Genomic DNA, 19,574 nt, shown 5'->3' on the forward strand with positions numbered 1-19,574 from the left:
CCTGAAGGGCGACTGCCATGGATGGCGGTCGCAAGGTCACGGGGAGGGCGCGACTTCATCTCCTCGTTGGGGGAATCATGCATACATCCAGCACACGTCCAGCCAGCCGCACTTCGCCGGCCCTGCATCATCGTTCCGCTGCCTTGCTGGTCGCCCTGGCGATCAGCGTGCCGGCTAGCGGGGCAGGGCATGCCCGCGCCGGCAATGCACCGCCATCCGCGGTGCAGTCCGTCGACGAAGCCAATCCGCTGGTCGGTACCGCGCCGCTCGACCGGCAGGAGCTGATCGGCAACGCGCCACCGCCGGGCGAGCCGCTGTATTCGGGCATGACCTCGCCGGGCGCGAGCCTGCCGCAAAGCGCGACCGAGGCGACGCCGGTCAACCTCAATGTCGACCTCAGCTATCCCGCGGGCGTCGGCATGTCGTACTACTACCCCAGACCGACGATGATCGGGTTCACCGGCGGCGGCTCGACCTATGGCGGCCAGGCATCGCCGATGATCATGCCGGTCGTGGGCGACTGGACCGTGCCGCCCGACTACGCGCAGTCGTATTACGACAAGGCGAGCGAAAAGGCGTCCCCGGGCTACTACACGGTGGACCTGGCCACCTTCCATACCAAGGTCGAGCTCACGGCGACGCAGCGCACCAGCCTGATGCGTTTCACGTTTCCGGCGAGCCATCGTTCGAACGTCATCATCAACCTGCGCCGCCCCGGCGGCGATGTGGAAGTGGTCGACGACCACACCATCCGCGGCGTCGCCGCGGGCGGTCGCCCGGAACGCGACTCGGATGGCTCCTGGTTCGTCGCCGAGTTCTCGCGCCCGTTCGCCGGATTCGGCACCTTCCGCGCAGACCGCGACCACGACGGCTATGGCATCGGCGATGCCGACGTGCAACAGGGCCGGCATACGGTTTCCGGCAGTTACGCCGGGGCTTACGTCACTTTCGACACCAAGGCCGGCGAACAGGTGCTGGTGAAGATCGCCCACGGCCACAGTGCCGATGAGGCCGAACAGCGGCTGCACGACGAAGAACCGGACTGGGATTTCGAGCGCGTGCATGCCAAGGCACGCGAAGCGTGGGCGCAAATACTCGACCGTGTCGAAGTCACCGGCGGCACGCCGAAGCAGCGCATGCTGTTCTACTCGACGCTGTACCACTCCTTCGCCAGTCCGCGGCTGCTGGCGCGCAAGGGCGAGCACTTCACCGGAGCGGACGGCAAGGTCCAGGTCGCCGGCTACGACCGCTACGGCCCGGTGCCGTTCTGGGATACCGGCCGCAACCAGATCGTGCTGCTGATGCTGCTGGAACCGAAGGTCGTGCAGGACATCATGCATTCCGAGCTGGACCGGGCGCGCGAACGCGGCTACATGGACACCTCGTTCCACGGCGACCATGCCGTGTTCCTGTACGACGGCGCCTGGCAGCGCGGCATTCCGTACGACTATGCCGCCGCCTATGACTATCTGCGCAAGAACGCGACCGACCCCAAGGGGCCGCGCGGCTATCTCGCCGAATACATGAAGAACGGCTGGATCTCCGACATCGTCCCGCCGGGCAACCCAAGCCCGCCGTATGCCGGCGGCAAGGCGGGTGCGGCCACCACGCTGGAATACGCCTGGGACGACCATGCGCTGGCCGATATGGCAAGCCGCCTCGGCAAGACCGACGACGCGCAAATGTTCGAGCGCCGCGCCGCGAATTACCGCAACGTGTTCGATCCGTCGGTCGGCTTCATGCGCGGCAGGACCGCGGACGGCCAGTGGATCTCGCCGTTCGACCCGGGCGAGCCCTACTACAACTTCATGATGAAGGAGGCCTCGGGCTGGTCCACGCTATGGCTGGTGCCACACGACGTGCAGGGCTTGATGGACCTGCTCGGCGGCCGCGACGCGTTCAACGCCAAGCTCGACGCGTTCTTCTCCACGCCGTACACGGCCAAAGGCATCTGCCGCGATTGCACCGGCCTGATCGGGCAATACGTGCAGGGCAACCAGCCTGACCAGCAGGCGGCCTATCTCTACGCCTGGAGCGGCCAGCCCTGGAAGACGCAGGCGCTGGCGCGCCGCATCCTCACCGAGATGTACGGCAGCGACGCCAGCGGCTATGCCTTCCCCGGCATGGACGACCAGGGTTCGACTTCGTCCTGGTACGTGCTCAGTGCGATGGGCTTCTATCCGGTGGACCCGTCCACTCCGGATTACATCCTGGGCAGCCCGATCTTCGACCAGATGCGCTTGCACATGGGCAACGGCAAGGTGCTCGAGATCGATGCACTCAACAATTCGGCGCGTAACATGTACATCCAGTCGGCGACGCTCAACGGCAAGCCGTGGAACAAGCCATGGTTCAGCCAGGCCGACATCGCGGAAGGTGCCAAGCTGGTGCTGACCATGGGGCCGGAGCCGAACAAGTCCTGGGGAGCCGATCCGGATGATGCGCCTCCATCGATGACGCCGCGCAATGCCAAATTGAAGTAACCGACATTCCCGTACCTGTGATCCCAGAAGATGCCCAGTCCATTGCAACAACCATCGTTCGAAGCACTTTCTCGCAAACCCATGCCAAGTAAATTCTGCCGGCGGATCGTCCTGCTGCTTGCCTCTGCCTGCGCCAGCCTCGCCGTGCATGCCGCGACACCGACGGGCTCGTCGCCGGCCTCCACGACTGCGCCCACCGAAGCGCAGCGCATGCAATGGTTCGCAGATGCGAAGTTCGGCATCTTCATCCACTACGGCATCTACGCGGTGGACGGCATCGACGAGTCGTGGTCGTTCTTCGACGGCTATGTCAGCTACGACCACTACATGCAGCAACTCAAGGGCTTCACTGCGGCGAACTACCATCCGCAGGGTTGGGCCGACCTGATCCGCGAAAGCGGCGCGCGCTATGCGGTGCTCACCGCCAAGCACCACGATGGCGTGGCGCTGTGGGATACCGCACAGGGCCTCAACGTGGTGAAAGACACGCCGGCCCGGCGCGACCTGGTGGGGCCGTTCGTGCAGGCCTTGCGCAAGGACGGCGTCAAGGTAGGCCTGTATTTCTCGCTGATCGACTGGTCGTATCCGGACTATCCGGGCTTCACCAAGACCGAGTCGCGCTACGACGCCAAGGCCGATCCCGCGCGGTGGAACCGTTTCGTGCAGTACTACCAGGGCCAGTTAAAGGATCTGTCGCAGCGCTACAACCCCGACCTGTACTGGTTCGACGGCGACTGGGAGCACAGCGCCGAGGAGTGGCACGCCAAGGAGGTGCGCGGGATGCTGCTGGCGCGCAACCCCATGGCCATCATCAACTCGCGCCTCGCCGGTTATGGCGACTACGCCACGCCCGAGCAGGGCGTGCCGATCACGCCGCCGCCCCAGAAATACTGGGAGCTGTGCATGACCATGAACAACTCCTGGGGCTGGCAGCCGAACGACGACCACTTCAAGAGTGCCAACCAGCTGATCCGGATACTTGCGGACACCATCGGCATGGGTGGCAACCTGCTGCTGGACATCGGTCCGCGCCCCGACGGCACGATTCCGCAGCAGGAAGTCGACACGCTGAAGGAAATCGGTCGCTGGACGCACAAGAACGCCGAGGCGATCTACGGCACCCAGGCCGGCATCCCCAAGGACTACTACGCAGGCTCCAGTACCTTGTCCAAGGACGGCAGCACGCTGTACCTGTTCGTGGATGGACGTCCAAACGGACCGGTGCTGGTGAAGGGCCTGATGAACCGCGTGCTGCACGCACGCGTGGTCGGCAACGGCACCACGCTCGACACGCAGGTGGTGGGCAAGGCTTATTGGAGCAAAGTCCCGGGCTTGCTCTACGTCGACCTGCCGGCGGACACGCTGGACCCCGAGGTTACCGTGCTGGCACTCACGCTGGACGGCCCGGTGAAGCTGTTCCATGACGAAGTGAAGCCGATCGAGAGCAATTGAGCCACGGCATGGCGCCCAGCCTGGCCTTGCCAGGCCGGCGTTACCGGCATATTGCAATGCCGCTTGCATCGTTCATGGGTGAATGATAGCTTCATATATGGATCGATCTAAATAACGCCAAGGATTTCAGGCTTGCAAACTGGCGCAGGAAGTTCCGCGCAAATTTGTCAGCCTACGCAGACAAGATTGTAGATCGGCCCGATTGGAATTTGACTCGATCCAATCGAGTCGGTGGCAAAAGAAACCAGCAGGACTAGGCGAGTCTGGGGTGTTCTCGCCAGGTCGTGCGACAACGGCAAACAACATTTTTGAGGGAGGGGTTCCCATGCGTCACGCCATCGCTTTGCGTCGCACCACACTCGTGAGTGCGCTTTCCATCGCGCTGCTGTCGCCGCTCGCCGTCCAGGCGCAGACGGCTACGGCTGCCGATGCCCAGTCCAGTTCGTCGCAGACGAGCTCGTCCAGCGGGCAGCCTGACCAGAACAAGGCCAAGCAGCTGCAGACGGTCACCGTCACCGGCTCGATGATCCCGCGCGTGGAAGTCGAAGGTCCCGCGCCTGTGGTTTCCATCAGCGGCACGCAGATCAAACAGCAGGGCTTCACCACGCTGTGGGAATTCCTGGATTCGCTGCCGCAGATGGGCCAGCAGCCGCAGGATCCGGCCAGTTGGGGAGCCACCGCGGTGAATGCGCGCCCGGTGAATCTGCGCAACCTGGGTCCGGGCTTCAGCCTGCTGCTGATTAACGGCGTTCGCGTGGTGGATTACGCGCAGCCGCTGTACGGGCAGAGCAACTTCCAGAACTACGCAAACCTGCCTAGCGGCATGATCGACCATGTCGAGATCCTGGCCTCCGGTGCCTCGTCGATCTACGGTTCGGATGCGGTGGCGGGCGTGGTCAACGTGATCCTGAAGAAGAACTACCAGGGTGACGACCTGCAGGTCACCGGTGGCGGCGCCACCCGTGGCGGCCGTTCCTATGGCGACATCAATTTCTTCGGTGGCAAGTCCGGCGAAAACTGGCACATTCTCTACAACGTGGAGAAGTCCAACCGCACGGCCTTGTGGGGCAGCGATCGTCCGTACCAGGATTCGGTGTCCGATGCAGGCTATGGTTCCTGGAACGCGGCCGACCGCATGTTCGGCTACCAGTACGCTCCGGCCGGCGCCATCGCTCTCTCCGCGACGAACGGCAATGGCCAGTTCATCACGCCGCCGGCGGGCACCTGTGGCAAGTTCAGCAACTCGCAGTTGAGCGAATCGCACAGCGTCACCACCAGCGGCACCCAGATCACCGGGACGACCGACAACGGCTCCTTCTGCTCGCAGCCCAACCTGTTCCAGAACTGGGTGCTGACGCCGGGCAGCCGCACCAACAACGGTTACCTGGCTGGCGAATACGATTTCAGCAATGGCCTGCAACTCTACGGCTCGGCGGCCCTGTACGACTCGGTGGGTATCTCCCAGACCCAGTTGCCCTTCTTTGGCTACGGCAGCCCGTTCTATGACTCGACCACGGGGCAGACCATCAACGCGCTCGACCGCCAGTTGACCGCGCAGGAAATCGGCACGTCCGCCAATACCCATGACCGCGAGCAGAACTGGAACATCACGGCCGGCCTGCGCGGCACCATGTTCGACGGCAACTTCAACTGGGACTTCAGCCTCAATAGCCAGAAGTACATCGTGCGCGAGGACTTTACGGGCATGGACCAGGCGGCCATGAACAACTTCTTCCTCGGCCAGCAAACGGGAACCACCGCCGGTGGGCTGCCCATCTATGCCGTCAACTGGCAGCGCTTCTGGAACCCCATCACGCCGCAGCAATACAGCCAGTTCGCGGTCAATGGCGAGAACACGGCGGAGTCGTCGCTGAACCAGGCGCAGTTCCGCGTCAACGGTGACCTGTTCAAGTTACCGTGGGTGGACGAGTCGGTGGGTTGGGCAGCCGTGCTGGAAGCTGCGGACAACGATTTCCTGCTGTCGCCGGATCCGCGCGAGGCCAACGGCGCGACCTTCGTGGATCCCTTCTATAACGACAACTTTGGCGGCGGCAGCCGCCAGCGCCTTTCGCTGGGCACCGAGTTCCGCGTGCCGGTGCTGGACTCGGTGACCTGGACCATCTCCGGCCGCCTCGACAAGTACCACGACGCCAGCAGCGCCGACATTGCCCGCACCTGGGGCACCGGCCTCGAATGGCGACCGCTCGACAGCCTGCTGATCCGCGGCAGCTACGGCACCAATTTCAAGGCGCCGGACATGGAGGCGATCTACCAGGGCGGCTCCGTCGTACCGCAAGGCATTTACGAGGATTACCTGAGTTGCATCAACGCCATCAAGGCGGGCAACACCTCGAGCACCTGGTGCAACGGCAGTATTCAACGTCCCCAGTCGCAGTGGTACGAGGCGACAACGGTCGGCGGCCCGGGCCTGGTGCCGCAGACTGGCCACTCCTGGACCTATGGTTTCGTGTGGCAGGTTCCGGGCGTGCAGGGCTTGTCGGTGTCTGCCGACTACTGGCACATGGGTGTGAGCAACGCCATCGAGTACATCAGCCAGGGCACCGTGCTCCAGGACGAGGCTGGCTGCCTTACCGGCTATCAGCCGGACGGCTCAACGGGTCTGACACCGTACACCGCGCACGTACAGGGATCGGCGTATTGCCAGATGGTGATAGCGGATGTGCAGCGCAATGCGGCAGGCCAAATCACTTCAGTGCAATCCGGCCCGATCAACGAGGCCTCGCTGTACGTGAGCGGTGTCGATGCCACGCTGGAGTACAAGCTGAATACCGAGGACTACGGCAATTTCACCACCAGCGTCAACTACACCGACAACCTCTCGTACAAGCAGCGCGTGCTGTCTTCCGACCCGTTGCTGAACACCCGTTACCAGAATGTGGCGAGCAGGGTCACCTGGATCGGCACCTGGCAGAAGGGCGACTGGAACGCGTCGCTCTCCGGCGTGCGCGATGGCCGCATGCGCGCGCCAGGCTACGGTAACTGCAACACGCTGCCCAATGGCATCCAGCCGAGCCCGGTGGCTGTCGTCAGCCCCGACGGGACGACGGTCGATACCGGCGTCTGCCAGATCGGCGGGGTAACCGTCAACGACACCGTCTACTACGGCCACGTGCCGGCGTGGATCACCTGGAGCGGTTCGCTTGGCTGGCAGATCAACCCGGAGACCAAGCTGAGCTTCACCGTGTCCAACATCTTCAACAAGGTCTCTTCGATCCCGTACTACGCCGGCGGCTTCGAATTCGTCACGACCGGACAGACCGGCAGCGAGTACGACGGTCGTGAGTTGTTCCTGACCTTTGACTACAAGCTCAACTGATCCCTCTCAGGTTGGGCTTTCCCCGACGCCCCGGTTTCGACCGGGGCGTTTTTTTACATGACGGGAGGGACATGCCGTCCTCTGCGGCTATCGCATTGCGGCTACCCGGAAGCGCAAAAAAACATGCCCGCTTGCGCGGGCATGTGCGGAACAAAAGCGTGGCTGCTGTCAGCGCTCGTGCAACTGCAGTAGCTCGTAGCACGCACCCATGGTGTGGTAGTCCACCTTGCCGGCGGGGCTCTTCTCGTCGCTGTACTTGCGGTTGTCGCGGGTGAGGATGCGGTACCACGCGCCGTATTCGTGGTCGACGAAGTGCTTCCACGAATACGCCCACAGCTTGTCGTGCCATGCGGCGTAGCTGGCGTCGCCGGTGCGCGCATGCAGCAGGGCCGCAGCGGCGAGCGATTCGGCCTGCACCCAGAAATACTTGTCGTCGTCGCACACACTGCCGTCGGGTGCGAAGCCGTAGCACAGGCCGCCATGCGTCTCGTCCCAGGCGTGCTTCACCGCGGTATCGAACAGGTGGCGTGCGACGGGCAGGATCCAGTGTTCCTCGCGGTTGCGTTCCAGCAGCAGCGGTTCGAGGATCATCAGCAGCTTGGCCCATTCGGTCTGGTGGCCGGGCTGGAAACCCCACGGACGGAACAGGTGCTTCGGGTTGTCCTTGTTGTAGTTCCAGTCGATGTGCCACTGCGTGTCGTAGTGCTCCCACACCAGGCCGTCGGCCAGCGCGGCCTGGCGGCGCGTCATGTGGTCGGCGAGCGTGAGCGCGCGGTCGAGGTAGCGCACGTCGTCGCTGGCCTGATACGCGGCGAGCATCGCCTCGCACATGTGCATGTTGGCGTTCTGGCCGCGGTAGCTGCCGAAGTTCCAGTCCGCATCGGCCTCGTCGCGGTACAGCCCGGCCTCGGCATCCCAGAAGCGGTGTTCGAGCAGATTCCACGTTTCTTCCATCCACGCGCCGGCTTCGGCGACGCCGGCTTTCAGCGCGCTGGAGTAGGCCAGCAGCACGAAGGCGACGCCGTAGGCGTGGTTGGTGCGGTCTTCCGGCACGCCGTCGCGGATCGTCCATGTGTAACCGCCGCTCTGCGCATTGCGATGCACGTCGCGCAGGTAGCGCAGGCCGTGCCGCAAGGCGTCGTGGTACTCGGCGGCGAGTGTGGTGTCGTCGGCGAATTCGATGGCGGCCATCGCGTAGTTGAAGACGAAGCGCGTGCTGCTCACCAGGTGGCGGTGGCTGCGGTCGTAGATCGCGCCATCGTCCTTGTAATAGTGGAAGAAGCCGCCGGCCGGATCGATCGCGCGCGGGTGGTAGAACGCCATGGTGTCGGCGATGTGCCGGCGCAGGAAGGCCGGGGAATTGAAGTCGGGGAGCGGCGTGGCGGGCAGTACGTGGGTCATGAATGCGGGACTCAGGAGTGTGTTGCCATGAAAGCGAGAACTTCGTCGGTGGTCGGCAGCGAGACGAACGAGCCCTGGCGCGTCACTGCGATCGCGGCGGCGGCGGCGGCGTGGCGCAACGTGGCGTGCAGGCGCGGCAGCGTGGCGACCAGCGTGTCGAGGTCGCGGGCGCCGATCTGCTGTTCAGCGATCTGCTGCAGCAGGCCGCCAACGAAGGCGTCGCCCGCGGCCGTGCTGTCCACCATCGGCACGCGATAGGCGGGTAGTTCGCCGTCGGCGTCGGGATGGAACCAGCGCAGCGGGTTCGGGCCATCGGTGACTACCAGCAGGCGTGCATGGCCCTGCCAGAGGCGGTCCAGCACGGCCTCTTCGCCGTCCACCGCCAGCCACTCGAATTCCTCGGCGCTGAGCTTCACCAGGTCGGCCAGTTGCAGCGCCGGCCAGACGTGTGCGCGAGCGTCCACGTCGCGCGGCCACAGCGCGGGGCGCAGGTTGAGGTCGAAGCTCACCAGCGCACCGGCGTCGCGTGCGCGGCGCATGCCTTCGCGGGTGGTTTCCGCCGCGCCGGGTTCGGTCATGCTGTTGGAGCAGATGTGGAACACGGCGGTGCCGTCGAACGCATCCGCGCGGAAGTGCTCGGGGCGGAACAGCAGGTCGGCGGAAGGGGGGCGATAGAAGCTGAAACTGCGGTCGCCGTGCGCATCCAGCGCCACGAAGGCCAGCGCGGTGTTCGCTTCGCCGGTGCGCGTCACGTCGCGGGTGTCCACATTGGCGTGCTTCAGGCTGTCCAGCAGCAGGTCGCCGAACAGGTCGGTGCCCAGCATGCCGGCGAAGCGCGCGGCACCGCCCAGCTTCGCCACGGCCACCGCCACGTTGGCGGGCGCGCCACCGGCAAAGGGCACGAAGGCACGCGGGTAGCCGTGCGTGTCGCGGCCTTCGGCGTGGAAATCGATCAGCGCTTCGCCGAAGCAGAGTACGGAACGCATTGCGAGAATTATCCCTGATTGGCGGCGACATCACGGATCTTCGATCCGCTGCGACCGTAGAAGATGATGTAGGCGTAGCACAGCAGCGGCAGCACGAAGGCATGGTGGATGCCAAGGTGGTCGGCCAATGCGCCCTGGATATACGGAATCACCGCGCCGCCGACGATGGCCATCACCAGCAGGCTGGAAGCCTTGTCGGTCAAGGGGCCGAGGCGCTCGATGCCCAGCGCGAAGATAGTCGGGAACATGATCGAGTTGAACAGACCCACCGCCACGATGCTGTACATCGCCAGGCCGTGATAGCTGAGCATGCTGGCCAGCACCAGCATGCCGGCGATGGCGGCGAACAGCGCCAGCAGCTTGCGTGGATCGAAGCGGGCCAGCAGGAAGGTGCCGATGAAACGCCCCAGCATCGCGCCGCCCCAGTAATAGGCCACGTAGTCGGCCGCGTGCGCTTCGCTGATGTTGCCGATCTCCGGCTGCGACAGGTAGCTGATCAGGAAGCTGCCGATGGCCACTTCCGCGCCGACGTAGCAGAAGATCGCGACTACCGCGTAGGCAACGTGCGGAACGCGCAGCGCATCCCACAGCGAATGATCGCGATCGGCGGCGACGACATTGCCCAGCCGCGAAGGCAGGCGCACCCACCAGACGAACAGCGCCAGCAGCACCAGCAGCGCGGCCAGCACCAGGTATGGCACCTGCACCAGTTGCGCCTGCTGCACGTGGTAGGCGGCAAGCTGGGTGTCGGACAGCTTGCTGATCTGATCCGCGCCGAGGATGGTGCCGAGGATCACGATGCCGCCCAGCTTCGGGCCCAGCGTGGTGCCCAGTGAATTGAGTGTCTGCGCCAGCGTCAGCCGGCTGGACGCGGTGCGCTCCGGCCCGAGCAGGCCGACGTAGGGATTGGCCGCCACCTGCAGCACGGTGATGCCGGTGGCGAGCACGAAGAAGGCCGCCAGGAACAGGTCGTAGTTTTGCCACCGCGCGGCCGGCCAGAACATCGCAGCACCGACGCCGGCGACCAGCAAGCCAACCACCATGCCGAACTTGAAGCCGATCCGTTCCACCAGCTTGCCCGCGGGCAGCGACATCAGGAAATAGGCGCCGAAGAACACGAACTGCACCAGCATCGCCTGGGTGTAGTCGAGCGTGAATAACGCCTTCAAATGCGGGATCAGCACGTCGTTGAGGCTGGTCAGGAAGCCCCACATGAAGAAGATCACCGTGCAGGACGCCATCGCCGCCGGGTAATCGGTGAAGCGGCCGCCGTCGGCGCCGGCATGGGCGGCGGAAGAGGGCGTTGGTGCGGAGGCAAAGGCCATTCGGTTCCCCTGGAGCGATGGGTAGTGCGATGAATCAGGGCGTGGGCGGCGGGCAGCTACTGCCCCGCACGACCAGTTGCACCGGGAACACGGTGCGCTGTGGCTCGGCCTCCGGCTCGCCGAGGCGGCGCAACAGCAGTTCGGCGGCCTGGCGCCCGCGCGCGCGCGGCATGGAGGCAAGCGTGGTAAGCGGCGGTGCGCTCAACGCGGCTTCGGCGATGTCGTCGAAGCCGGTCACGGCGAAGTCGCGGCCGGGCCGGATGCCGCGCTGGTACAGGCCCAGCATCAGGCCCAGCGCCACCGCGTCGTTGTAGCAGACCGCCGCGGTGGGTGCGGGCGAGTCGAAGAACAGTGCGCCGCACTGCGCCGCCGCGTCCACGCGGTTCGGTGCGCACTCGATGCGCCAGTGCGGTTCGATCGGCAGGCCTGCCGCCTTCATGGCCTCGACGTAGCCGGCATGGCGTTGCTGGCAGGAGCTTGAATTCGCGTGGCCGCCAAAGAAGGCGATGCGCTTCTGGCCCAGCGCGATCAGGTGTTCAGTCGCCAGCCGCGCGCCGCGCTGGTTGTCCAGCATCAGCCGGTCCCATGGCGCGTCGGACGAGGCCTTGCCGGCGAGTTCGCGGTTGAACAGCAGCAGCGGCGTGCGCACGCCGATGGTCTTCAGCACCTGGCCTGCATCGCTGCCTTCCGCGGGCGAGAGGATCACCCCGGCCGGATCGTGCTCCAGCAGCGAGCCGAGCACCGCCTGCTCGCGTGCGATCGATTCCCCGGTGCTGCCCAGCAGGGTGACGTAGCCGGCGCCGCCGAGCGCCTCGTCCACGCCGGTGGCAAATTCGGCGAAGAACGGATTGGCGAGGTCGTTGAGAACCAGCGCGATGCTGGACGAGGTACGCCGGCGCAGGTTGGCCGCGGCGCGGTTGTAGACGTAACCTTGGCGGCGCAGTTCCTCCTCGACGCGGGCGCGGGTGACCTTGTTGACCAGCGGGCTGCCGCGCAACACCAGCGACACCGTGGCCCGCGACACGTCGCAGCCTGCGGCGATGTCGGCGAGAGTGATCTTGCGGTTGGCGTGAGGCGTGGTGTCCGTTGCCATGCTCGTCTAAGGTTGATTGGAACGATCAAAATGTAGCGTATGCGCGGCACGCGTGGTTCCGCGTTGCAACATGCACATATCCCTGCCGCAATGGTAGCGTCCCCGGGTTGGAACGATTCAAATTTTTTGCGATCGGCAGGGTTTTGGTCGTCTTTGATCGCGAGGGCCGACGGTCAACCACGGCTGGAGCCCGGGCCTTCGCGATGATCCACGATCACTGGAACCGAAGGGTGGCCGTCCTGGCCGCACCTTTTACAAAGCAATCGAAGGGGCGACCCATGAAGCAGCGCGGCAAGCAGGTTTGTTCGGCACTCGCGATGGCGGTGTCGCTGGCCTTGTCCAGCGGTGGCGCGTTGGCGGCGGCCACGGGCGGCAATGCGGCTGCGGTCGATCCGCGCATCGGCACTGGCGGCGACGGCCATACCTTCCCGGGCGCGACGGTGCCCTTCGGCATGATCCAGCTGTCGCCCGATACCGCGATGCCGGACTTCAAGCATGCCTACAAATGGGCCGCCGGCTACCAGTACGGCGACGGCACGATCATGGGTTTCTCGCACACGCACTTCTCCGGCTCCGGCCATTCGGACATGGGCGACGTGCTGGTGATGCCGATCGCCGGCGACGTGAAGCTGGATCCGGGCGATGCGGACAAGCCAGGTAGCGGCTACCGCTCGCGCTTCAGCCACGGCACCGAGGTGGAGCAGGCCGGCTACTACGCGGTCACCCTGAGCGATTACGGCGTGCGGGCGGAACTTACGGCCTCGCCGCGCATCGGCTGGCACCGCTACACCTTCCCCAAGGACAAGCCGGCACACGTGCTGCTGGATTTCCGCCCCAGCATCTACGACTACCCCGGCAAGGTGCTGTGGTCCGATCTGCGCGTGCGTGCGGACGGCACGGTGACGGGTTGCCGCACCACGCGCGGCTGGGCGCCCGGGCGCGAGCTGTGCTTCGCGATGCGCTTCAGCCAGCCGATGACTTCGCGCACGCTATACAACCGCGAGACGGGTCTGGTCTACAACGGCTTCAAGGGGCCGGGCAACCAGCCGCAGGACAATGACGCCGAAAACGGCCGTGCACTGGAAGGCGTGTTCGACTTCGGCAACCTCGGCAAGCCGCTGCTGGCGAAGGTGGCGATCTCCCCGGTAAGTGAAGCCAATGCCGTCGCCAACCTCGACCAGGACGGCAAGGGCTGGGATTTCGACGCACGCCACGCCAGCGCCACCGCGGCCTGGAACAAGGCGCTGTCCGCCATCGACGTGGAAGGCACGCCGGAGCAGCGCACCGGCTTCTACACTTCTCTCTACCACGCCATGCTCGCGCCCACGCTGAGCATGGACGTGAACGGGGAATACCGTGGCCCCGACCACCAGGTGCACAAGGCGGACGGCTTCGAGTTCTATTCGAGCTGGTCGATGTGGGACGTGTACCGTGCCGAGGAGCCGTTGATGGTGCTGCTGCGGCCCGACCTCAGCACGCAGTTCATCCGCTCCCTGATCGCCGCGCAGAAGGCCAGCCCGTTCGGCATGCTGCCGGTGTGGGCGTACCAGGGCCTGGAAACCTGGTGCATGACGGGCTACCACGCGGTGGCGATCATCGCCGACGCCTACATCAAGGGCGTGCGCGGCTTCGATGCGGACCAGGCGCTGAAGGCCATGGTGTCCACGGCCACCTACGGCAACTATGGCGACCTCGCCGATTACATGAAGCTCGGTTACGTGCCCATCGACAAGGAGACGGAGGCCGGCTCCAAGACCCAGGAATACGCCTACGACGACTGGGCCATCGCGCAGATGGCCAAGGCGCTGGGCAAGAACGATGTCTACGCCACCTTTGAAAAGCGTGCGGCCAACTGGCGCAACGTGTGGGATCCGCAGACCAGTTTCATGCGCGCGAAGCTCAGCAACGGCCAGTTCCGCACGCCGTTCGACCCCACCTCGGCCGCCTACGGCAGCGACTACACCGAAGCCAATGCGTGGCAATACTCGTGGTATGTGCCGCAGGACGTGGCGGGCCTGGTGGCCGCCTATGGCGGCGACGCGAAGTTCACTGGCAAGCTGGACCAGATGTTCGACGCCAAGGTGGACCCGGCGATCTTCAAGAACGTGGAAGACATCACCGGCCTGATCGGCTGGTACGCGCACGGCAACGAACCCAGCCATCACATTGCCTATCTCTACGACTACGCCGGCGCGCCCTGGAAGACGCAGCAGCGGCTGAAGCAGATCATGGACAGCCAGTACGGCGTCAAGCCGGACGGCCTCGTCGGCAACGACGACCTCGGCCAGATGTCGGCCTGGTACATCTTCACCGCGCTGGGTTTCTACCCCGTCACCCCGGCCAGCGACGAATACGCCATCGGCCGCCCCTTCGTGCCGAAGGCCGTGCTGCATCTGCCGAACGGGCACGCGTTCACCATCGTGGCCGAGCACATGGACGACGCGCACCCGTATGTCGGATCGGTCACGCTCAACGGCAAGCCGCTGGATCGCGTTTTCCTGCGTCATGCCGAGATCCTCGCCGGCGGCGAGTTGCGCTTCGTGATGCAGGCGCAGCCGAACAGGCAATGGGGCACGGCGACCACGGCACGGCCAACGTCGATGAGCGCGTGGCAGCAGTGAGGGTCCGTCCATGATCTCCGCATGGCTGGCACAAAGGATCTCTGCCAGCATGCCTGCGTCATCACCCGGTCATGGGCGGGCGTTTCCCGTCCTTCCGTTCGGGTTGACCGGCCTGCGGTTGCCGAAAAGCGCCATGGCAGGATGCCGGGCTTGACAATCCCGGCTTCCAGATAGGGTGCTGAGTAGCCGTGCTGTCCATCGCGTAGGCGGGAGCGGTTCCGGAATCCTCGACGCGGCCTGCCTGCAGTCCCAGTGGATTGAATGAGGCCGTCTTTCTGGTTGTTTCTCTTGACTCCGGGCATCCTGCCCTGCGACCTTCGGGCAGGCTTTGCCGTTCGCCAGCGCTCTTGCGCTGGCGTGAATCAGCATGGAGAGCAGGAAGTCGGGCGCTGGCAGGCCATCGAAGCCACTTTGTTACTTGCGATAACGCAGTTCCTCGTCTGCAACGTCGAAAAGGGTGGGGCGGGAGTTTTGGACAGATACTGCCTGCAGGTTGGCCGTCGCCGGCAAACCTGCGCAGAATAGGGAGAGCGTCCGAAGGGGAGCCGGGCGCTACCGAGCCGGAGTCGCCAATGTTGCGTGTCCGATGAAAACCCAAGGCCTGCCGCGCTGGCGTTTCGCTGGCCTGCTGCTCGCGATGGTCGTCATCGTGGCGTTGCCGTACTTCGCCATGCGCGTGATGGCTGAGCAGACGCAGCAGGCCAATCTCTGGCTCAATCATGCCAGTACGATCAAGGTACTCACCTACCGCATCGCTTATCTGATCCGCGACAGCGAGGCGGCGAGCTATCGCATCCTTGCCGGCGATGGCGATGCGTCCGTCGAGCAGCGCGCTCTCGAGGCCAGGGGCAGGATCCCGTCCCTGCTGGATCAGCTGCATGCGCTGACCCTCGACAGTCCAGAGCAGCAGGCGAGCATCGGCGCACTGGAGAGCGTGGTCAACGGCCGCATCACGCTGGTGAACCAGGCGCTGGCGCGGATGCACAAGGGCGATGCCGGCGGGGCGCGGCAATCGCTGCGCGACGCCGGTGACCTGTTTCGCATGAATACGCTGACCGACGACATCGTGCAGTCCGCTGACCGCCTGCTGGCCGAGCGCGGCCGTGATGTCAAACAGCAGGTGCACCGCAGCCAGTTCGTGCTCGGCCTGATTGCGTTGGCGCAGTTGCTGTTGCTGATCGTGGTGGTGGTCACCTCCGAACGGCAGATCGGCAAGCGCCAGCTGGCGGAAACCCGCGAGGGCCGCGCGGTGTTGCGTTCGCAGATGATCGTGCAGGCGGTGCGTGAGCCGATCGGCTTGTTCGACGAGCAATTGCGCAGCCTGCTGGTGAACGCCGCGTTCGGCGAGTTGTACGGGCTGGATCCGAAACACCAGCGCGCGCTGTCGTTGCCGCAGATCGGCAATGGCGCATGGAGCGACGGCGCGCTGCTGCAGCGGCTCAACGACGTGCTGCTGCGCGACCGCGAACTGTGGGATTACGAAGTGGTGCAGCACACCCCCGACGGCGTGGACCGGCACGTGGTGGTCAACGCGCGGCGCATCCAGCAGCAGGACAGTGACGCGCAGGCGCTGCTGCTCACCGTGAGCGACGTCACCGCGCGCGCGCTGGCCGAGCACAAGGTCAACGAGCTGAACCACCAGCTGGAGGGCAAGGTGGCGCAGATCACCGATGTCAACCGCGAGCTGGAGGCCTTCAGTTATTCCGTCTCGCACGATCTGCGCGCGCCGCTCCGCCACATCGCCGGCTTCGCGCGCAAATTGCGCCAGCATCTCGGCGAGCAGGTTGACGAAACCGGCGTCCACTACCTCGACGTGATCGGCGACTCGGCGCAGCGCATGGGACAGCTGATCGAGGACCTGCTGGTGTTCTCGCGTCTTGGCCGCGGCGCGTTGCGCCTGCAGCCGGTGGACATGCAGTCGCTGGCGGAGGAGGCGCGCGCACTGTGCGTGGCGGAGACGTCGGAGCGGCGGATCAGCTGGTCGATGGCGCCGCTGCCCATCGTGGTGGGCGACGAGAACATGCTGCGCACGGTGTGGCAGAACCTGATCGGCAACGCGGTGAAGTACACCGGCCAGCGTGAAGTCGCGCATATCGCGGTGGATGTGCAACGCAGCCGCAACGGCGACTATGTATTCACCGTGAGCGACGACGGTGCAGGTTTCGACATGCAGTACGCTGACAAGCTGTTCGGTGTGTTCCAGCGTCTGCACCGCGCTTCGGACTTTCCGGGTAACGGCATCGGTCTCGCCAACGTGCGGCGCATCCTCGCGCGCCACGGTGGCCGCGCCTGGGCCGAGGCCGAGCCTGATCACGGTGCGCGTTTCCATTTTTCGCTGCCGGCACGAGACCTGTCCGGTATAACCAACGAGGGATTTTCGTGATGAATCGCCACATCCGCACCATCCTGCTGGTCGAAGACAGCATGGCTGACGCCGAAATGTCGCTGGACGCGTTGCGCGAAGCCAATCTCGCCAACCCGGTGGTGCATCTGCAGGATGGCGTGGAGTGCATGGACTGGCTGCAATGCCGCGGCGCCTGGGCCACGCGCGAACCGGGCAACCCCGTCGTGGTGCTGCTGGACATCAAGATGCCGCGCATGGATGGCCTGGAAGTGCTCAAGCACATGCGTGCCGACAAGCGACTGAAGCGCATCCCGGTGGTGATCCTTTCTTCTTCGCGTGAGGAAAGCGATCTGGCGCACAGCTGGGACCTCGGCGTGAACGCCTACGTCATCAAGCCAGTGGACGTGGATCAGTTCTTCAACGCCGTGCGCACGCTGGGGCAATTCTGGGCGGTGTTGAACCAGGCGCCCGAATACGATTGAGGACCACGAGCAATGGATGCATCCATGCATGGTTCGCAAAATTGTGGTACCCGTCCGATCCGGGTGCTGGTGGTGGAGGACAGTCGCGAAGACGCCGAGCTGGCGCTGGCCGAGCTGACCGACGACGCACTGGTGCACGAGGCGCGCGTGGTGGACGACGAGGCGACCTATCTCGCCGCCCTGCGCGAGTTCGCGCCGGACATCGTGCTCTCCGACCTCAGCCTGCCGGGCTTCTCCGGCCAGCGCGCGCTGGAGCTGCTGCGCCAGTGCGACGAGGACCTGCCCTTCATCTTCGTCTCCGCCACGCTGGGCGAGGAGGCGGCCATTGCGGCACTGCGCAACGGCGCCACCGACTACATCCTCAAGCAGAACCCGGCGCGCCTCGCCAGCGCCGTGCGTCGCGCGCTGGCCGAGGCTGCGGAACACCGCGCCAACCAGCGTGCCGAAGCAGAGTTGATCCGCGCGCAGCGCTTCGAGAGCCTGGCCATGCTGGCCGGCGGCCTCAGCCACGACCTGCGCAACCTGCTGCAACCGCTGCTGCTGGCTGGCGAAACCCTGCGTCACCGCAACGACGATCCGCAGCTCGCGCGGCTGGGTGAACTGGTGCGCGACTGCGGCAAGCGCGGGCTGGAGATGGTGCAATCCATGCTCTCCTTTGCCCGTGGCGCGCGCCGTGCCGAGGAAGTTCGCCTCGGTGGGCTGATGGATGCGCTGGGCCTGCTGCTCAAGGGCAGTGTGCCGCGCGCGATACGCATGCAGATGAGGGTGGATGAGCCCGAGCTAGCGTTCGCCGGCAACCACACCGAATTGCAGCAATGCATGCTCAACCTCTGCCTCAACGCGATACAGGCGATGCCGAGCGGCGGCGAGCTGCGCATCGAGGCGGAGCAACTGAAACTGGAAGCCGGTTTCTTCCTGCCGGGCGAGCAGATGCATGCCGGCCAGTACCTGCGCCTCGGCGTGATCGACAGCGGCCAGGGCATGAGCCGCGAGGTGTTGGCGCGTCTGTTCGAGCCGTTTTTCACCACCAAGGAAAACGGCACCGGCCTCGGCCTCCTGTCGTGCCAGCGCATCGTCGCCAGCCACGGCGGCGTGATGCGCGTGGACAGCTCACCGGGTCATGGCACGCGTTTCGATCTCTACATCCCGCTGCAGGAGATGGTGGACATCGGCGAGACGGGCGACGACAGCGAGGATCTCGAGGGTCTGGGCGAACTCGTGCTGGTGGTGGCCGAGGCGGCCGCCGAGCTTTCCCTGCTCATCGACACGCTGGACGCCTGGGGCTATCAAGCCAGCGCCAGCCAGAGCGGCACTGCCGCGTTGCAGTGGGTCGGTGCCCACGGCCTGCCCGACCTCGTGCTGATGGACGCGGATATGAACCTGCTCACCGGGGGCCGCACGCTTGCCGCGTTGGTCGAGCAGGGCTACGACGGTGCGGTGGTGATGCTGGTGCGCCCGGACGCGCCGCCGAATCGCGACGACCTGCCTCCCATGGCCAGCCTGCATGTGCTCGACAAGCCGGTCACCACAAGGAAGCTGTTGCGTACGTTGCGATTGGCGCTGACCGGCGCCGCTTGATGCTGGATGCTTGTATCAAACGCTGGAGCTAAGCGGCGGCGAAGCCGTCCGCCTTGAACGAGTTGTTAGCGCTCAAACCGTGCACTCGCGGGCATCCGAGTACAGATAGTAGGTGTCGAGGTCCAACTGCAAGCCATAGAAGGCGAGGCGAGCTATGACCCCCTTTGCAACATTGAGGCCAGCGCCAATGTCATTGAAGTTGCCAACCAGTTGCATGGTGCCGCCAAAGCGCTGGCTGACCGCGGCGAACGCGGGTGCGTTGGCATCCATTTGAAGCAGAACATCATGCAAATGCTCTTCCAGTTCAGCAGTACGGGCGAGCCGAGAGTAGAGCTGAAGCGTCCTCGTTGATTCGAGCCAGTCGGAAGTAGAGTTTCCCCACCAAGGAGCTCTGCATGAAGAAGTCGAAGTTCAGCGAGGAACAGATCGTCCGGATCCTCAAGGAGGTCGAGGCCGGCGCGAAGGTGGCTGA

Annotated in this window: 12 protein-coding genes; 7 read left to right on the forward strand and 5 right to left on the reverse strand. The window is 65.0% G+C overall.

Annotation, left to right across the window (positions count from 1 at the left end; all coding sequences use genetic code 11):
- The first annotated feature begins 77 nt into the window (after window positions 1-77).
- From IHE49_RS14080 to IHE49_RS14090, 3 genes are all read left to right on the forward strand, one after another.
- Window positions 78-2,483: a GH92 family glycosyl hydrolase gene (locus tag IHE49_RS14080; protein ID WP_192158942.1), complete on the forward strand. Its 2,406-nt coding sequence runs from the start codon at window positions 78-80 to the stop codon at window positions 2,481-2,483.
- Window positions 2,484-2,564: 81 nt separating this feature from the next.
- Window positions 2,565-3,935 (forward strand): alpha-L-fucosidase, encoded by a 1,371-nt coding sequence (locus IHE49_RS14085; RefSeq protein ID WP_192158944.1) that lies wholly within the window; start codon window positions 2,565-2,567, stop codon window positions 3,933-3,935.
- 325 nt (window positions 3,936-4,260) lie between these two features.
- Window positions 4,261-7,272, forward strand: a complete 3,012-nt coding sequence (locus IHE49_RS14090; RefSeq protein WP_192158946.1) for a TonB-dependent receptor — start codon at window positions 4,261-4,263, stop codon at window positions 7,270-7,272.
- Window positions 7,273-7,440: 168 nt separating this feature from the next.
- Here the strand turns inward: IHE49_RS14090 and IHE49_RS14095 are convergent, their stop codons facing one another.
- The 4 genes from IHE49_RS14095 to IHE49_RS14110 form a co-directional block, all read right to left on the reverse strand.
- Window positions 7,441-8,673, reverse strand: a complete 1,233-nt coding sequence (locus IHE49_RS14095; RefSeq protein ID WP_192158948.1) for an AGE family epimerase/isomerase — start codon at window positions 8,671-8,673, stop codon at window positions 7,441-7,443.
- A gap of 11 nt (window positions 8,674-8,684) precedes the next feature.
- Complete coding sequence (locus IHE49_RS14100; RefSeq protein ID WP_192158950.1) at window positions 8,685-9,659, reverse strand: carbohydrate kinase; 975 nt, start codon at window positions 9,657-9,659, stop codon at window positions 8,685-8,687.
- Between the two features lie 8 nt (window positions 9,660-9,667).
- The gene (gene fucP / locus IHE49_RS14105) at window positions 9,668-10,900 is read right to left on the reverse strand and encodes an L-fucose:H+ symporter permease (RefSeq protein ID WP_225578462.1); all 1,233 of its coding nucleotides are present in this window, start codon (window positions 10,898-10,900) and stop codon (window positions 9,668-9,670) included.
- 118 nt (window positions 10,901-11,018) lie between these two features.
- Complete coding sequence (locus IHE49_RS14110; RefSeq protein WP_192158956.1) at window positions 11,019-12,077, reverse strand: LacI family DNA-binding transcriptional regulator; 1,059 nt, start codon at window positions 12,075-12,077, stop codon at window positions 11,019-11,021.
- A 317-nt stretch (window positions 12,078-12,394) separates the two neighbouring features.
- Here IHE49_RS14110 and IHE49_RS14115 point away from each other — a divergent pair, with 317 nt between their 5' ends.
- The 4 genes from IHE49_RS14115 (at window position 12,395) to IHE49_RS14130 (ending at window position 19,102) form a co-directional block, all read left to right on the forward strand.
- Window positions 12,395-14,698, forward strand: a complete 2,304-nt coding sequence (locus IHE49_RS14115; RefSeq protein ID WP_225578463.1) for a GH92 family glycosyl hydrolase — start codon at window positions 12,395-12,397, stop codon at window positions 14,696-14,698.
- A 586-nt stretch (window positions 14,699-15,284) separates the two neighbouring features.
- A complete protein-coding gene (locus IHE49_RS14120; RefSeq protein ID WP_192158962.1) occupies window positions 15,285-17,081 on the forward strand; it encodes an ATP-binding protein in 1,797 nt (598 codons plus the stop codon).
- Window positions 17,081-17,524 carry a response regulator gene (locus IHE49_RS14125; protein WP_192158964.1) on the forward strand — a complete coding sequence of 148 codons (444 nt, stop codon included), beginning with the start codon at window positions 17,081-17,083 and terminating at the stop codon, window positions 17,522-17,524. Before IHE49_RS14120 ends, IHE49_RS14125 begins: the two co-directional genes overlap by 1 nt.
- A gap of 24 nt (window positions 17,525-17,548) precedes the next feature.
- Window positions 17,549-19,102, forward strand: a complete 1,554-nt coding sequence (locus IHE49_RS14130; protein ID WP_192158966.1) for a response regulator — start codon at window positions 17,549-17,551, stop codon at window positions 19,100-19,102.
- Between the two features lie 72 nt (window positions 19,103-19,174).
- On the opposite strand, the gene IHE49_RS14135 is transcribed toward IHE49_RS14130, so the two are convergent.
- On the reverse strand, window positions 19,175-19,393 hold the full coding sequence (locus IHE49_RS14135; RefSeq protein WP_192158968.1) for a hypothetical protein: 219 nt from the start codon (window positions 19,391-19,393) through the stop codon (window positions 19,175-19,177).
- Between the last annotated feature and the right edge of the window lie 181 nt (window positions 19,394-19,574).

Origin of the sequence: Rhodanobacter sp. 7MK24 (assembly GCF_014842995.1) — a bacterium.
GTDB lineage: Bacteria > Pseudomonadota > Gammaproteobacteria > Xanthomonadales > Rhodanobacteraceae > Rhodanobacter_A.

Coding starts and splice junctions, on each gene's coding strand:
- IHE49_RS14080 (WP_192158942.1), top strand. CDS start 78: ATGCATACATCCAGCACACGTCCAGCCAGCCGCACTTCGCCGGCCCTG.
- IHE49_RS14085 (WP_192158944.1), top strand. CDS start 2,565: ATGCCAAGTAAATTCTGCCGGCGGATCGTCCTGCTGCTTGCCTCTGCC.
- IHE49_RS14090 (WP_192158946.1), top strand. CDS start 4,261: ATGCGTCACGCCATCGCTTTGCGTCGCACCACACTCGTGAGTGCGCTT.
- IHE49_RS14095 (WP_192158948.1), bottom strand. CDS start 8,673: ATGACCCACGTACTGCCCGCCACGCCGCTCCCCGACTTCAATTCCCCG.
- IHE49_RS14100 (WP_192158950.1), bottom strand. CDS start 9,659: ATGCGTTCCGTACTCTGCTTCGGCGAAGCGCTGATCGATTTCCACGCC.
- fucP (WP_225578462.1), bottom strand. CDS start 10,900: ATGGCGTCCTGCACGGTGATCTTCTTCATGTGGGGCTTCCTGACCAGC.
- IHE49_RS14110 (WP_192158956.1), bottom strand. CDS start 12,077: ATGGCAACGGACACCACGCCTCACGCCAACCGCAAGATCACTCTCGCC.
- IHE49_RS14115 (WP_225578463.1), top strand. CDS start 12,395: ATGGCGGTGTCGCTGGCCTTGTCCAGCGGTGGCGCGTTGGCGGCGGCC.
- IHE49_RS14120 (WP_192158962.1), top strand. CDS start 15,285: ATGAAAACCCAAGGCCTGCCGCGCTGGCGTTTCGCTGGCCTGCTGCTC.
- IHE49_RS14125 (WP_192158964.1), top strand. CDS start 17,081: ATGAATCGCCACATCCGCACCATCCTGCTGGTCGAAGACAGCATGGCT.
- IHE49_RS14130 (WP_192158966.1), top strand. CDS start 17,549: ATGCATGGTTCGCAAAATTGTGGTACCCGTCCGATCCGGGTGCTGGTG.